General features: G+C 50.3%; 12 protein-coding genes and 1 tRNA gene. 6 read left to right on the forward strand and 7 right to left on the reverse strand.

Features of this window, described 5'->3' with window-relative positions; genetic code table 11:
- Nucleotides 1-19 precede the first annotated feature (19 nt).
- Complete coding sequence (arsA, locus tag P0H77_RS00475; RefSeq protein ID WP_054627859.1) at nucleotides 20-1,777, forward strand: arsenical pump-driving ATPase; 1,758 nt, start codon at nucleotides 20-22, stop codon at nucleotides 1,775-1,777.
- Nucleotides 1,778-1,901: 124 nt separating this feature from the next.
- Nucleotides 1,902-2,438 (forward strand): GNAT family N-acetyltransferase, encoded by a 537-nt coding sequence (locus P0H77_RS00480; protein ID WP_054627858.1) that lies wholly within the window; start codon nucleotides 1,902-1,904, stop codon nucleotides 2,436-2,438.
- Nucleotides 2,439-2,472: 34 nt separating this feature from the next.
- Here the strand turns inward: P0H77_RS00480 and arsC are convergent, their stop codons facing one another.
- The 5 genes from arsC to arsR are packed head-to-tail and all read right to left on the reverse strand — an operon-like array spanning nucleotide 2,473 to nucleotide 6,777.
- Nucleotides 2,473-2,898, reverse strand: coding sequence for a glutaredoxin-dependent arsenate reductase (arsC, locus tag P0H77_RS00485; protein WP_054627857.1), 426 nt, complete (start codon nucleotides 2,896-2,898; stop codon nucleotides 2,473-2,475).
- Between the two features lie 12 nt (nucleotides 2,899-2,910).
- Nucleotides 2,911-4,200: an arsenite efflux transporter membrane subunit ArsB gene (gene arsB / locus P0H77_RS00490; protein ID WP_054627856.1), complete on the reverse strand. Its 1,290-nt coding sequence runs from the start codon at nucleotides 4,198-4,200 to the stop codon at nucleotides 2,911-2,913.
- Between the two features lie 47 nt (nucleotides 4,201-4,247).
- A complete protein-coding gene (arsA, locus tag P0H77_RS00495; protein WP_054627855.1) occupies nucleotides 4,248-5,999 on the reverse strand; it encodes an arsenite efflux transporter ATPase subunit ArsA in 1,752 nt (583 codons plus the stop codon).
- 17 nt (nucleotides 6,000-6,016) lie between these two features.
- On the reverse strand, nucleotides 6,017-6,379 hold the full coding sequence (arsD, locus tag P0H77_RS00500; RefSeq protein ID WP_054627854.1) for an arsenite efflux transporter metallochaperone ArsD: 363 nt from the start codon (nucleotides 6,377-6,379) through the stop codon (nucleotides 6,017-6,019).
- 47 nt (nucleotides 6,380-6,426) lie between these two features.
- Complete coding sequence (arsR, locus tag P0H77_RS00505; RefSeq protein WP_054627853.1) at nucleotides 6,427-6,777, reverse strand: As(III)-sensing metalloregulatory transcriptional repressor ArsR; 351 nt, start codon at nucleotides 6,775-6,777, stop codon at nucleotides 6,427-6,429.
- A gap of 300 nt (nucleotides 6,778-7,077) precedes the next feature.
- On the opposite strand from arsR, the gene P0H77_RS00510 reads away from it, so the two are divergent.
- Both P0H77_RS00510 and P0H77_RS00515 read left to right on the forward strand, forming a co-directional pair.
- Entirely contained in the window at nucleotides 7,078-8,064 is a 987-nt protein-coding gene (locus tag P0H77_RS00510; RefSeq protein WP_032294507.1) for an ATP-binding protein, read from the forward strand.
- A 3-nt stretch (nucleotides 8,065-8,067) separates the two neighbouring features.
- Nucleotides 8,068-10,458, forward strand: coding sequence for a S8 family peptidase (locus P0H77_RS00515; protein ID WP_074147574.1), 2,391 nt, complete (start codon nucleotides 8,068-8,070; stop codon nucleotides 10,456-10,458).
- A gap of 101 nt (nucleotides 10,459-10,559) precedes the next feature.
- On the opposite strand, the gene P0H77_RS00520 is transcribed toward P0H77_RS00515, so the two are convergent.
- Both P0H77_RS00520 and P0H77_RS00525 read right to left on the reverse strand, forming a co-directional pair.
- A complete protein-coding gene (locus tag P0H77_RS00520; protein ID WP_063162107.1) occupies nucleotides 10,560-11,744 on the reverse strand; it encodes an integrase arm-type DNA-binding domain-containing protein in 1,185 nt (394 codons plus the stop codon).
- A gap of 162 nt (nucleotides 11,745-11,906) precedes the next feature.
- Nucleotides 11,907-12,001 (reverse strand) — tRNA-Sec (locus P0H77_RS00525).
- A gap of 272 nt (nucleotides 12,002-12,273) precedes the next feature.
- Between P0H77_RS00525 and P0H77_RS00530 the strand changes: the two genes are divergently transcribed.
- Complete coding sequence (locus P0H77_RS00530) at nucleotides 12,274-13,656, forward strand: glycoside-pentoside-hexuronide family transporter (protein WP_276160887.1); 1,383 nt, start codon at nucleotides 12,274-12,276, stop codon at nucleotides 13,654-13,656.
- 11 nt (nucleotides 13,657-13,667) lie between these two features.
- Nucleotides 13,668-15,986, forward strand: coding sequence for an alpha-xylosidase (gene yicI, locus P0H77_RS00535; RefSeq protein WP_276160896.1), 2,319 nt, complete (start codon nucleotides 13,668-13,670; stop codon nucleotides 15,984-15,986).
- Nucleotides 15,987-16,255: the final 269 nt, after the last annotated feature.

A 16,255-nucleotide genomic window follows, 5' to 3' on the forward strand; every position in this document is an offset into this window, starting at 1 on the left:
TCCAGAGGAGCTATTACTGATGAATATTCCATTTTTAAAAGACATTCCCCCGTTCATCTTCTTCACTGGCAAAGGTGGCGTGGGTAAAACATCTCTGGCCTGTGCTACTGCGGTATGGCTGGCCGATCAGGGTAAGAGAACGCTTCTGGTGAGTACCGATCCGGCTTCCAATGTCGGCCAGGTCTTTAGCCAGACTATCGGCCACCGAATCACAGATATCAGCACCGTAGAAAATCTTGCCGCGATGGAAGTTGATCCGATGGCTGCAGCACAGGCTTATCGTGACCGCGTGCTCGACCCGGTTCGCGGGCTGATGCCAGCCGATGTGGTCAGCAGTATTGAAGAACAGCTCTCTGGCTCATGCACCACGGAAATCGCTGCGTTTGATGAGTTTACCGGTCTACTGACCAATCATGAGCTGCGGGAAAAATATGACCATATCGTATTTGATACCGCGCCAACCGGTCACACCATCCGCATGCTTGAGCTGCCGGGAGCCTGGAGCGGTTATCTGGAAGCGAACCCCGATGCCGCCGCTAACCTCGGGCCGCTGGTGGGGCTGGAGAAACAACAGCACCAGTACTCAGATGCGGTTAAGGCGCTCTCTGATGCTGCACTCACGCGTCTGGTTCTGGTTGCCCGCGCCCAGGCTTCGACACTGAAAGAGGTTTCCCATACGCATGATGAGCTGTCTGCTATCGGTTTACGGCATCAACACCTTGCCATTAATGGTGTGTTGCCGCCATTTGTGGGTGAAAATGATCCGCTGGCGCAAAGTATTTTAGCTCGGGAGGAAAAAGCGCTACTTGCTATGCCAGAGAATTTGGCGAACCTTCCCCGCTCGCAGCTGTATCTGAAGCCATTTAATCTGGTCGGTCTCGAAGCCCTGCGTGGGTTATTTACAGAGAGCGAAGCCTCGATGTCTCTCCTAACTACGACGCTGAACACTCTGGATTTACCGAAACTTGCCTCGCTGGTGGATGAACTCAGCCTGACAGGTAAAGGTCTGGTAATGACGATGGGTAAAGGCGGTGTCGGCAAAACGGCTGTTGCAGCATCGGTGGCGGTATCTCTGGCAAAACGCGGGCATAAAGTCCATCTGACGACGTCAGATCCGGCAGCACATCTGTCTTATACGCTGGATGGCTCGATACCAAACCTTCAGGTCAGCCGTATTGACCCGAAAGTAGAGACTGAACGCTATCGTCGCTTTGTTCTGGAAAATCAGGGGAAAGGGTTAGATGCAGAAGGGCTGGCGGTGCTGGAGGAAGATCTCCACTCACCATGTACTGAAGAGATCGCCGTCTTCCAGGCATTCTCGCGGATCATCAAAGAGGCAGACGAACATTTTGTCATTATGGACACAGCGCCAACAGGTCACACGCTTCTGCTACTGGATGCAACAGGAGCCTATCACCGGGAAATGGTGCGTCAGATGGGGCAAACGCATGACAATGTGTTGACGCCAATGATGCAATTGCAGGACCCGGAGAAGACGAAGGTGATTATCGTGACGCTTGCCGAAACGACACCTGTACTGGAAGCAGCAAACCTGCAACAGGATTTGCGTCGGGCTGAAATTGAACCATGGGCATGGGTAATCAATAGCAGTCTGGCTGCTGCGAAACCGTCCTCACCGTTCCTGGTAACCCGAGCCAGTCGCGAACTGCCGCTGATAAATGACGTTACAGAGCAGTTTGCAAAGCGTATTGCATTAACACCACTGCAGAACGAAGAACCAGTGGGTGCAGCTCTGCTGGCAAAAATGGCAGGCTAATAGATGGGGCTGCGGCCCCATCTTCTGTAGCCAAACTTTTGCTTATACAGATTATAAGTTTAAGTGCTTAACCTGCTGTCGCGAATTCCGGTAGTTTGTAAAACACCATTACTGGAGCAATTCGATGCACATTATCAAAGCTGAAGAACAGCACATTACCGCGATACGCAATATCTATGCTCACCATGTTCTGCATGGTACAGGTAGCTTCGAAACCGAACCTCCGGATATGCAGGAAATGCTTAACCGACTGAGGAGCATTCAGTCTCGGGGATTCCCATGGTATGTCGCCCTGCAGGGCGATACGATCATTGGCTACTGTTATATTTCCCGTTACCGCGAACGCCATGCTTATCGGTTCACGGTTGAAAATTCGATATATATTGATCCGGCTTATCAGCGCCAGGGCGTCGGAAAAGCACTGCTCGATCATGCATTAAAATGGGCCGAATCTCAGGGATATCGTCAGATGATTGCTGTTGTGGGTGACAGCGCTAACGTTGCTTCTGTTGCGCTGCATATCCGCGCAGGATTTACTGAAATAGGCACATTAAAGGACATTGGTTTCAAACATGGCCGCTGGCTTGACACGGTTTTGCTGCAAATGAAACTTGGTGAAGGGAATAGTACTCTGCCAGAAGGTTCAGGTCTTATGCCTTGAGGCAAGAATAAGGGGGCGTCTGCCCCCTTTATGTTTATTTCAATCGCTTACCTGTTTCATCAACGACTTTCTCGCCGTCTTCCTTAGCAAATGCGCCTTTTTGCGCATCCGGAAGAATATCCAGTACCACTTCGGAAGGGCGGCAAAGGCGCGTTCCCAACGGTGTCACCACAATCGGGCGGTTAATCAGGATCGGATGCTGAAGCATAAAATCGATTAACTGATCGTCAGTAAACTTATCTTCGGCAAGCCCCAGTTCTTCATAAGGCTCGACATTTTTACGCAGCAGCGCCCGTACTGTAATCCCCATATCTGCGATAAGTTTGACCAACTCATCGCGTGAAGGTGGAGTCTCAAGGTAAAGAATTACGGTCGGTTCATTACCGCTGTTGCGGATCATCTCCAGCGTATTACGCGACGTGCCGCAGGCCGGGTTGTGATAGATGGTGATGTTGCTCATATCAGTATCTCATTACAAAGTGAAAGAGAGACGTAGCGCCAGCGCGGCCAGCGTTACAAACAGCACAGGCAGAGTCATGACGATCCCTGTGCGGAAATAGTATCCCCAGGTGATGGTCATATTCTTCTGTGAAAGTACATGCAGCCAGAGCAGCGTTGCCAGGCTACCAATAGGTGTAATTTTCGGGCCCAGATCGCAGCCAATCACGTTGGCGTAGATCATCGCTTCTTTGATAACGCCTGTTGCGGTGCTTCCATCGATAGAAAGAGCGCCAACCAGCACGGTAGGCATGTTGTTCATGATGGAAGACAGGAAAGCCGTCAGGAAGCCAGTACCCAGCGTCGCAGCCCAGAGTCCTTTATCCGCCAGTACGTTCAGCACACCTGAAAGGTATTCGGTCAGCCCGGCGTTGCGCAGACCGTAGACCACCAGATACATCCCCAATGAGAAGATGACGATCTGCCATGGCGCACCGCGCAGCACTTTACCGGTGTTAATGGCATGGCCTCGTTTCGCCACCGCAAATAGAATGACAGCGCCTACAGCAGCAATCGCGCTGACCGGGATACCCGACGGCTCAAGGACGAAAAAGCCAACCAGAAGAAGGATCAACACTATCCAGCCAGTTCTGAAGGTTGCCAGATCTTTAATCGCCTTTGCCGGTGCTTTCAGGAGAGCCAGGTCGTAAGTCGGTGGAATATCATTGCGGAAGAACAGATGTAGCATAACCAGCGTGGCAACAATGGCTGCAATATCAACCGGCACCATTACCGACGCATACTCGGTGAAGCCCAGTCCAAAGAAGTCTGCAGAAACGATGTTTACCAGGTTGGATACGATAAGCGGCAGGCTGGCTGTATCGGCAATAAACCCAGCAGCCATGACGAATGCCAGTGTCGTGCCTTTGCTGAACCCTAATGCCAGTAGCATGGCGATGACTATCGGCGTCAGAATAAGTGCCGCACCATCGTTGGCAAACAGTGCCGCTACCGCTGCACCTAGCAGAACGATATACGTAAAGAGCAAACGGCCACGACCGTTACCCCAGCGAGAAACATGCAATGCCGCCCATTCGAAAAAGCCTGATTCATCAAGCAGCAGGCTGATAATAATCACGGCAATAAAGGTCGCCGTCGCGTTCCAGACGATATTCCACACCACCGGAATATCGCCCACATGCACAACGCCAGATATCAGAGCCAGTCCCGCGCCCAGCATTGCACTCCAGCCGATCCCTAATCCCTTTGGTTGCCAGATAACCAAAACAATGGTCAGGACAAAAATAGCGCCTGCCAGTAACATAAAACCTCCTGACAGGGCGACTTTGTCGCCCTGTATATGCCAAAAAATTAACTCATCAACTCTCTGAGCTTTTCAATACCGGTGGGCTCTGACGCCAGCACCGGAACAAGCGCTATACGGTCAGCATGCTGATTCTTAACAGCCTCAATCTGAGGCAGTTCCTGATGAGCACGCTGGCAAAGCAACGGAGAACGCGTATCCGCAATGGAAAGGCTGTTATTGATAATCCAGCCCCACGGATGAATCTCCGCTCTTTCAAGGTCAGCCTGCAGGTTTGCCGCTTCCAGCACTGGTGTGGTTTCAGGAAGCGTAACAAGCAGAACTTTGGTTCTATCCGGATCCTGAAGTTGCATCATTGGGGTAGTAAAATGACCTTTACTACCCATTTTTTTGGCAATCTCTCGGTGGTAAGCCCCGGTCGCATCCAGCAGCAATAGCGTATGTCCCGTAGGGGCGGTATCCATGACAACAAACCGTTTACCCGCTTCACGAATCACCCTGGAAAAGGCCTGAAACACGGCAATTTCTTCTGTACAGGGAGAGCGTAAATCCTCTTCCAGTAGCCGTTTCCCTGCTTCGTCCAGATCTCTTCCCTTCGTCTCAAGAACATGCTGACGATAGCGTTCGGTTTCATCGCGAGGGTTGATGCGGCTGACCTGCAGGTTTTTGAGGTTGCCGTTCAGCGTTGTACTCAGGTGCGCAGCAGGATCAGAGGTCGTGAGATGCACGTCAAATCCCATGTCTGCCAGCCTGACGGCTATAGCCGCAGCCATCGTGGTTTTCCCTACGCCACCTTTGCCCATCAGCATAATCAGGCCGTGTTCACTGCGAGCGATATCCTCGACCAGGCCAGAGAGCGATAAGTTTTCAGGCATGTACAGAGCGTTCGTTGCCGGGAGCGGTAACGCCTCAGAATGGATATCCAGCAGTCCCTTCAATGCGGACACACCAACCATATTGACTGGCTGTAGTAATAGGGTATCTGTCGGTAGCTCAGATAAACCGGCAGGAAGATTTGCCAGTGCCTCCTGCTCACGTTGCCATATCGCAGCGGCCAGGGCGTCATGTTCAGCTTCGGCTTTAGGCAGCACACCATTAATCACCAGGTATTGGTTTTTCAGGCCAATTGCAGCCAGTTCTTCATGGGTGCGGGCGACTTCCTGCAGCGTCGATTTTTGCAGTCGTGCAACCAGAACCAGGCGGGTACGTTCAGGATCGGATAACGCCTCTACTGCATGAGCATACTGCTCACGCTGCTTTTCCAGCCCGGCCATTGGGCCAAGACAGGAAGCACCATCTGGATTACTTTCAATGAAGCTACTCCAGGCACCGGGAAGCTGGAGAAGGCGAATCGTGTGGCCCGTCGGCGCTGTATCAAAAATGATGTGATCGAAGCGGGTCAGCAGGGTAGCGTCTGTCAATAAGCCGGTGAACTCGTCAAACGCCGCAATCTCAGTGGTACAGGCTCCTGAAAGCTGCTCGCTGATACTGTTAACAACGTCATCTGGCAGAAGACCTTTGATAGGATCAACAATTCTGGCGCGGTATTGCTGGGCGGCTTCCTGCGGGTCAATCTCCAGAGCAGAAAGCCCAGGAACTGCTGTCACAGGGCGAATGTTGTTACCGATAGCTTGGTCGAATACCTGGCCGACATTCGAGGCAGGATCGGTACTGACCAGCAAAACCTGCTTGCCCTGTTCGGCAAGGCGGATAGCCGTCGCGCAGGAAATGGAAGTTTTTCCTACGCCTCCCTTGCCAGTAAAAAACAGGTAAGGCGGGATATTCTGTAAGAATTTCATATGTCCTCCTGACATATTCAGCAACAGGAAGTATTACCACCACAGCAGCTGGTGGGAGCTAACCCTACCTTCTCCAGCGTAATACCGAACCAGCGAGCCAGCTCAGCACGTTTTGGGTATCGCCCTGCCATCACAGTTTCACCGTCCAACAGCAGTAGCGGAAGCCCTTCTGCTCCAGATACTTCGAGGAATGCTTTCGCTTTCTCATTCTGAACAAAGCTCATGGGCTGCTGCGCCAGGTTGTAACGCTCAACCTGTACGCCACGTCCTTTCAGCCACTGCACATCAGCAGAAAAATCAACCAGAACCTGATCGACATCTGAGCCACATACGCCGGTACTGCAGCACATTGCCGGGTCAAACACCGTTAACGTCTTCATTCTAAATACCTCACATTCGTAAAATCATATATGTTCAGGCAAATTTTTTAGATGCAAACAGCCTTACCGCTACCAGAGCAGTTTGCCGATGCCAGCTTACGGGCGATGGCCTGTACGTCGTCCTGTTGGCTTAACCAGGCCTGCTCAATCACCTGAGCGGCCCAGGAAGGAATATGCGGGGATAAGCGGTAGTGAACCCACTTGCCCTGTTTACGGTCCAGCAATAGACCACTTTCCCGGAGCATTGCAAGATGACGGGAGATCTTGGGCTGCGACTGCTCCAACGCCGTGCAAAGATCGCACACGCACAGCTCTCCCATCTCCCTGAGCAGCAGCACGATGCCCAGGCGGGTTTCATCGGAGAGATTTTTGAAGAGTTGTAAGGATGTTAGTAGCATCTGTCCTCCGGTTAGTTTAATAACAGGATACTCTGTAGGTCTAAGATCGCAACAATATATTCGAAAAATCATATATAACTTTTGTTGTGGGATTTTTTTATCATGATATCAGTAAGTTGCTTAACTTATTGATATTCATATTTTTATAAAATTCCCTAAAGGATGTAACCCCCATTCTGATATGCAAATAAAATCTTCAGGGATTCAAGAAATGTTGATAGAACGAACTTCTTATGGCGTTACGCCGATGCTAAACTGAACTAAAGGTTTTATTTGTATGGGTATGCTCAGGGGAAAAAGATGGCTAACGGTAAGGTTCTAAGACAGCTTATAAAAGCTGGAGCGACAGGTGATGTCGCGGCCTTCCGTCGTGTTTCGGAAGTGATCATTGAAGAAGAACGACAAAAACAACATCATCTTCTTGCCAATGACCTTGAACATATTCTTTATGGTGATCATGCGATACAAACCTCTCGAGTGCCCGCTGCACCTCCAGTGCCAGTGGACAAAGAGCGAGGCTTGCCCTTGCTAGATATTAGACAGCCAAGTCGTTCTTTAGATGAAATCGTACTACCTGAATCAAGTTCAGATGCTGTCGAAGAGATACTTGAAGAAAATCGTAGGGCTGATGTGTTACGCACTTACGGAATGAAAGCTATCAGTAAAGTTATTTTTTTTGGTCCTCCTGGGTGCGGTAAAACTCTTGCTGCAGAAGTAGTGGCTTGTGAATTGGATATGCCGTTGGCCATCGTCAGGCTTGATACTCTGGTTTCTTCATATCTTGGTGAAACTGCTGCTAACCTACGCCAAATATTTGATTTTATCTCTCAATACCCAATGGTTGTACTCTTCGATGAGTTTGATGCTATAGGTAAAGAACGTGGGGATAGTGGGGATCATGGTGAGTTAAGACGAGTTGTAAATGCTGTTTTACAAATGATGGATGCATACCAAGGAAAAAGCTTAATTCTTGCAGCAACAAACCATGAACATATCCTGGATAGTGCTATTTGGAGGCGTTTTGACGATGCTATTGAGTTTCCACTACCCGATAAACATCAGTTGTCAGAATTGATGAAACTCAAACTTCGTGGTATTCGCCGCCAGTTTGAGCTTGAAGACGATGAGGTTCTCTCACTATTCATTGGAAAAAGTGGTGCTGATTTAGAACGGATTGTAAGACGTGCAATCAAGAGAATGATTTTACGTAGCCAAGAGTTTTTGACTCTCAAAGATCTTAAGAATGCACTTTTACGGGAAAATATAAACAAAACTCGTCAGGGATAATAAATGACGGAACAATATCAACATCTTAGTATTGCTAAAGAATCTCTTCAGAACCCTAGACGCACACGCCAGTTCAAAATTCCGAGAACACAGCGTGCTGACTTGCGCTTACATGGACGCATTTTGTCTGAGCAATTACGAAGTATTACACAATTAGCTAATCCACAAATTCCAGGAAAGGATAATGATGGTCGGTATATGCTGAAGTTACAGTATACCGGGATGTTAGATATTGCTCATATGGATAGGCATGGAATAGAGTTCGTCAGTCAAGAAGATAAAACAATATGTATTGCCTTTGCTGATGAACGAGGAATCGCTCTTTTTGAGGAACACCTTTCACAGCTTGGTCACGCTCATATAACCTACCAGCAAATTTTAACCGCATTGGATAGCGTTGATGTTTGGACTAATGAGGATCGCAAAAGCTGGTCAGTGAAACAGTATGGGTTTCCTGATTCAGATTCCTTCGGTCTAGATGTTGAGCTGTGGCCGGTAGAAACGACACAACATCCTTCTCGAGCTCGGATCTGCGGAGAATTTGAAAACTGGCTCCGCGAAAATATGATTCATCGCTTGGATAGAATTAATCTTGATAGTTTGCTGATGTACCGGGTAAGAGTAAATTTAGAGCAAGCTGAAAAACTGCTTGAGCACCGTGATGTTCGAATGGTGGACCGTCTTCCTGTCAGTGGAATCTCGTATGAGAAACTGAACAAAGATATCAATTTTATCCCCGAATATATCCCATCTCCATTACCTAATGCCGTAAAAGTTTGCATCCTTGATAGTGGAATTAATACCGCACATCCATTATTGCGTAGTGCAATAGCTGAGAGTGCCTGCTTCGTGGATAATGAAGATGAATCTGACCATTTTGGACATGGTACTGCTGTTGCAGGTATTGCCCTATATGGTGATGTTGAGGCTTGCGATGCTAGCAATTTCTGGCAACCGTCAATGTGGTTATATAACGGCAAAATTCTTAATGCCCAAGGGGAATTTGATACTGCTACGATTGAAACAACTTTGACCGAAGCAGTAGAATATTTCGTTGGTCTAGGATGTCGTATTTTTAACTTATCACTTGGCAATGCAAATGCGCCTTACGATGGAAAGCACATCCGAGGTATTGCTTATGTGCTTGATGTGCTGGCGAGGCGTCACAATATTCTTTTCGTAGTTTCCGCAGGTAATTTTAATGGTAGCAGTGACCCTGATGTTCCAGTAGAAAGTTGGCGGGCAGAGTATCCCAGCTATTTAATCCACGATAGCTCAGTTATTATTGATCCAGCGCCCGCACTCAATGTTCTAACGGCAGGAAGTTATGCAAGGCATAATGCAACATTTGACGCTCAACGTCGTGCTGATGAAATTAGCCATTTAAGCCCTGCAGGTGAATATCAACCTTCACCATTCACGCGGCATGGACCTTCTGTGAAAGGTGCATTTAAACCAGAAATAGTTGCGCACGGTGGAAACTTTGCGGCACCTATGCGTAATGCTGGAGGTCAATGGCGACAACATGCCAGAGGACTTGGTGTGCTAAGCTGCCACCATCAATTCCAAGGAAGTACACTTTTCTCTGAACAAAGTGGAACTAGTTTTTCTGCACCTTATATCACGCACCTCGCTGCACGTTTACTCAATGAATATCCAGATATGTCTGCCAATATGTTGCGAGCTATGCTTGTCAATCACGCTGCGCTGACACCGCAGATGGAGAATACATTCTCAGAAGAGGTTACAGAACATTATAAATCTGAACCTTCAACCCGAAATCGTAGTGTTATTCGAGATGTCGTTGGATATGGAGTTGTTGAGGAAGATGGTTTATATCGCTCGTCCGAGGAAGTAGTTGTTATGATGTGTGAAGAGCAAATCTCTGATGACACTCATCAATTCTTTGAGCTTCCATTACCTACATCTTTTTTAAGAACTCAGCGAGCAGTAAGAGAACTGCACATTACTTTAGCGTATTCACCAGCAGTCAGGACAACGCGATTAGATTATACAGCAACACAAATATCTTACAGGCTTGTTAAAGGTTCTTCGTTGCAAGATGTTCAGCAATACTTTAATCATGATATACAAGATGGTACTGATTCTAGGAATGACGATGCGGTAAGCAATCGTTCTATTACTGCACAACAACGTGATCATGGTACAGTACAATCCTCTAGTTGGACTTTTAAGCAAAGGTCTCCAGATGAAAAGTGGTTTGTGGTTGTAACTAGAAATGATCGTGAGTGGGGCACCCCACTTAATAGCCAACATGAACCTTATGCATTAGTTGTTACTGCAACGGACAGAGAAAATGCTGAAGCTAATCTTTATGCCGAAATTGAGGCACGAATTCGTGAGCAGGAGCGCTCCAGGGCTCGGGTAAGTTAAATATAAAGTATTTAGCTTTTAAGCGAGAGGGAAAAAAAAGATTCTCAATCTCTATTATAAGAATGCTAATAGGGGGTGAGAATCTTTATACTGCTGAATTTTCACACACCTCGAGAGACTAAACTTTCTACATAATCTGCATACTTCTGCATCATTTCTCTCCGCCCCTCCAAATACTGCGCATGGTTGTAAGTCCCACGTATCGCGTTCTTATCCACATGTGCTAGCTGCGTTTCTATCCACGCTGAGTTAAAACCTTCTTCATGGAGGATGGTACTCATCGTGTGGCGGAAACCATGTCCTGTCAGCCTTCCTTTATATCCCAATAACTCAATAACCTGATTAACGCTTTCCTTTGAGATCGGCTTCGTTCGATCGTTACGTCCGACGAATACCAGTGGGTATAGCCCGGTAATAGGTTTAAGTGACTCAAAGAGCTCGACAACCTGATCCGACATTGGAACGATGTGTGGTCGTTTCATCTTCATCACTTCAGCAGGGATCTCCCAAAGCCGCTTTTCAAAATTGATATCCTCCCAGCGGGCAAAACGTAATTCCTGAGTTCGTACCCCTGTAAGCATGATGATTTGAGTCGCAGTCTTGGTAATAACGCTACCGGTGTAACCGGCAAGATCCCTAAGAAAGTGAGGGAGTTCTTCGGCTGTCAGGAATGGAAAATGTGTTTTCTTTGGTGTTGCGAGGGCTGTGGCGAGATCGGGTGCTGGATTGTATTCAGCGCGTCCGGTCACAATCGCATGACGGAATACTTCACCGCAGCGCTGTCTGACTTTGCGCATCTTTTCTAATGCACCACGCTTTTCCATACGACGAAGGGTTTCCAGCAATTCCATGGGCTTAATTTCAGCTATAGGGCGCTTACCGATGTAGGGGAAAATATCCTTTTCAAAGGTATCAATAATTTCATCGCGATAGCGTAATGACCAACGATCCGCTCTCAACTGATGCCATTCACGGGCAATAGCTTCGAAGGTATTTTCATAGTTAAGCTTTTGGGCAATTTTCTCTGCTTTCTTTACTTCACCGGGATCGCTTCCGGCAGACAGCAGCTTTTTCGCAGCATCACGCTTTTCGCGTGCTTGAGCGAGAGAAATCTCGGGATAAACGCCGAAAGCAAGACGCTTTTCTTTACCTGCGTAGCGATACTTTAAACGCCAGTAACGTGAGCCGTTGGTAGTTACTTCAAGGTAGAGGCCGCCACCATCAGATAGCTTATACGGCTTCTCTTTGGGTTTGGCTGTATCAATTTGTCTGACTGTTAGCTTCATTGGGGGCATCTCAAAATAGGGCTATAAATCATGCCCCCCATTATGCCCCCAGAATGCACTTGATTCTGGTAGAGACAGTAGACCTCGGGAGAACATAATCAGCTTTAATTGCGGGTATTATAGGGGATTTACTTGAGACAGTGGAGTTCAGTAGAAGCTAATTGGCGGAAGATCACAGGAGTCGAACCTGCCCGGGGCCGCTGGCGGTCCCAACTGGATTTGAAGTCCAGCCACCTCACCGGAGATGACGATCTTCCGCGCCTCGATTGCTACATGGAGGCGGGCGCATTATAGCTACTTCCTGCGGTTTCCACATCCCCCATGTGACTTTTTTCACTCCCTTACTACCAAAACATCCCTAATCTGACATAAATCCTCAACAAATCCACGCGTTACGATTTTTCCCTACTGCGATCACAGAAAACAAGAAACGTAATTTGATAACCAGAAAACGGAATACCCCCGCCCGGCAGGATGCTTTAAAACGCTTATCAGTCGTCACGTACCTTACCGCATCAAGGAAAGACCAATGAAAAGTCAGATACTTTCTGTAAAAGAGAAGATTGGCTACGGCATGGGTGACGCCGCCAGCCATATCGTTTTTGATAACGTCATGATGTTTATGATGTTTTTTTATACGGATATTTTCGGCATCCCGGCAGGGTTTGTCGGCACGATGTTTTTGCTGGCCCGCGCGCTGGATGCCATCTCCGACCCTTGCATGGGGCTGATTGCCGACCGTACCCGCAGCCGCTGGGGCAAGTTCCGCCCGTGGGTGCTGTTCGGCGCGCTGCCGTTTGGCATCGTCTGCGTGTTGACCTACAGCACGCCGGATCTCAGCATGACCGGCAAAATGATTTACGCGGCGGTAACGTATACCCTGCTGACGCTGCTGTATACCATCGTCAATATCCCCTACTGCGCGCTGGGTGGCGTGATTACTAACGACCCGACGCAGCGCATCTCGCTGCAATCCTGGCGTTTCGTACTGGCGACGGCGGGCGGGATGCTCTCAACCGTGCTGATGATGCCGCTGGTCGAGCTGCTTGGCCGTGGCGATAAAGCATTTGGTTTTCAGAGTGGGATTGCGGTGCTGTCGGTGGTGGCGTTCCTGATGCTGGCGTTCTGCTTCTTTACCACCAAAGAGCGTGTGGTCGCGCCGCCATCCACAACCGCGATGAGTGAAGACCTGCGCGATATCCTGAAAAACGACCAGTGGCGCATCGTCGGCCTGCTGACCATCCTCAACATTCTGGCGGTATGCGTGCGTGGCGGTGCCATGATGTACTACGTCACCTGGATTATGGGCGCGCCGGGCTTGTTTACCTGGTTCCTGACCACCTACTGCGTGGGCAACCTGATTGGTTCGGCGCTTGCGAAGCCGGTCACTGACCGTCTGTGCAAGGTCAGCGTCTTCTGGGGCACTAACGCGCTGTTGGCCGTGTTTAGCGTGGCGATGTTCTTTGTGCCGCTGAGCGCCAATATCGTGATGTTCGGCTTTATCGCCATTATCGGCGTGCTGCATCAACTGGTCACGCCTATCCAGTGGGTGATGATGTCCGACACCGTCGATTACGGCGAGTGGTGCAACGGCAAACGCCTGACCGGGATCAGCTTTGCCGGGACGCTGTTCGTGCTGAAGCTGGGCCTGGCACTGGGTGGCGCGATGATCGGCTGGATGCTGGCTGGCGGTGGTTACGATGCCGCGGCCAAAACCCAGAACAGCGCCACGCTCTCTATTATCATCTCCCTGTTTACCCTCGTACCGGCCTTTTGTTATCTGCTGAGCGCCATTATCGCCAAACGCTTCTACCTCCTGAAAACGCCGTTGATGAATCATATTCTTGAACAGGTCGCGCAGGGCAAGCGTCGCGATACGCAGTCGCCAGCGGGCAACGCATTGCAGCACTAAAGGAGCATGTTATGAAAATCAGTGATGGAAACTGGCTAATTCAACCGGGGCTGAATCTTATTCACCCGATCCAGGTGTTTGACGTCGAGCAGCAGGGCAACGAGATGGTGATCCACGCCGCGCCGCGCGATGTGCGCGAACGCGCCTGGCAACTCGATACGCCGCTGTTCACTCTGCGCTTTTTCTCGCCGCAGGAAGGCGTGGTCGGCGTGCGCATCGAACACTTTCAGGGGGCGCTGGATAACGGTCCACACTACCCGCTGAACGTGCTGAAAGATGTGTCGGTGGAGATGCGCAACACGGAGGCATTCGCCGAACTGAAAAGCGGCAGCCTGAGCGTACGCGTCACCAAAGGCGAAAACTGGGCGCTCGATTTTTTGCGCGACGGTGTGCGCATTACCGGCAGCCAGGTGAAAAATAACGGCTACGTCCAGGACAGCAACGACGCGCGCAACTACATGTTCGAGCGGCTGGATCTGGGCGTCGGCGAGACGGTCTATGGTCTCGGCGAGCGCTTTACCGCGCTGGTGAAAAATGGTCAGACGGTGGAAACCTGGAACCGTGACGGCGGCACCAGCACCGAGCAGTCGTATAAGAACATCCCGTTTTACCTGACCAACCGCGGCTACGGCGTGCTGGTCAATCATCCGCAGTGCGTCTCGTTTGAAGTGGGTGCCGAAAAAGTCTCGAAAGTGCAGTTCAGCGTCGAAGGCGAGTATCTGGAATATTTTGTGATCGACGGCCCGACGCCGAAAGAGGTACTCAACCGCTATACGCAGTTTACCGGCCGCCCGGCGCTGCCGCCTGCGTGGTCATTCGGGCTGTGGCTGACCACCTCGTTCACCACTAACTACGACGAAGCGACGGTTAACAGCTTCATCGACGGCATGGCGGAGCGCAACCTGCCGCTGCACGTCTTCCACTTCGACTGCTTCTGGATGAAAGCCTTCCAGTGGTGTGATTTTGAATGGGACCCGGCGACCTTCCCGGACCCGGAAGGGATGATCCGCCGCCTGAAGGCGAAAGGGCTGAAAATCTGTGTATGGATCAACCCCTACATCGGCCAGAAATCGCCGGTATTCAAGGAGCTGAAAGAAAAGGGCTACCTGCTGAAGCGTCCGGACGGCTCGCTGTGGCAGTGGGACAAATGGCAGCCGGGGCTGGCAATTTATGACTTCACCCATCCGGACGCCTGCCAGTGGTACGCCGATAAGCTGAAAGGGCTGATCGCGATGGGCGTTGACTGCTTCAAGACCGACTTTGGCGAGCGCATCCCGACCGATGTTGTCTGGCATGACGGTGCCGATCCGCAGAAAATGCATAACCATTACGCCTACATTTATAACGAACTGGTGTGGAACGTGCTCAAAGATACCGTCGGCGAGAAAGAGGCGGTGTTGTTTGCGCGCTCGGCCTCCGTCGGTGCGCAGCAGTTCCCGGTTCACTGGGGCGGCGACTGCTACGCCAACTATGAGTCGATGGCGGAAAGCCTGCGCGGCGGGCTGTCAATTGGTCTGTCCGGGTTTGGGTTCTGGAGCCACGATATCGGCGGCTTTGAAAATACAGCCCCGGCGCACGTCTACAAACGCTGGTGCGCGTTCGGGCTGCTCTCCAGCCACAGCCGCCTGCACGGCAGTAAGTCCTACCGCGTGCCGTGGGCTTATGACGACGAATCCTGCGATGTGGTGCGCCACTTTACTCAGCTTAAATGCCGCCTGATGCCGTATCTGTATCGTCAGGCGGCGACGGCGAATGCGTCCGGTACGCCGATGATGCGCGCCATGATGCTGGAGTTCCCGGACGATCCGGCGTGCGATTATCTCGACCGGCAGTATATGCTCGGCGACGCCATGATGGTGGCTCCGGTGTTCAGCGAGGCGGGCGAGGTACAGTTTTATCTGTCGGAAGGGCGCTGGACGCACCTGTGGCACAATGATGAACTCGCAGGCAGCCGCTGGCATAAACAGACCCACGACGTGCTCAGTCTGCCGGTTTACGTGCGCGAGAACACGCTGCTGGCACTCGGTAATAACGACCAGAAGCCGGATTACGCCTGGAATGACGGGACCGCTTTCCAGCTATTTGCGCTGGAGGACGGGCATACGGCGACCTGCGAGGTTCCGGCGCAGGACGGTTCTGTGGTCTTTACGCTGACGGTGAAGCGTGAAGGTCGCGCCATTATTGTCAAAGGCGATGGCAAGGCGAGCGGCTGGACGCTGTGCCTGCGCAACGTGGCGCAGATCGCCGGCGTGCAGGGTGGTGCGCAGAGCGCCAGCGATTGGGGCGTGGTAGTGACTGCGACCGGCAATGACCTGACGATTACCCTGTAAAACGGCCATCCTCTCTCTGTTAGGGAGAGAGGATGTTTTTGATTGCTGACCACCCGTCGGCAGCAGATTATTTATCATCATCCTCACGCTTTCTTCTTTTACAACAATTCATATTTGTGATCGCTATCACTCATATTTATCGCGAAAATGTGATCTGTCCTGAAATTAATTCCTTATTGGCTTCTGTTCCTGTTTTTGTCCGGAATTCCGGACACGATTTAGTATTGTGATTTAATCAACTGACTTTTATATTTACGCTTACAGAATAT

Source organism: Superficieibacter sp. HKU1, from assembly GCF_029319185.1.
GTDB lineage: Bacteria > Pseudomonadota > Gammaproteobacteria > Enterobacterales > Enterobacteriaceae > Superficieibacter.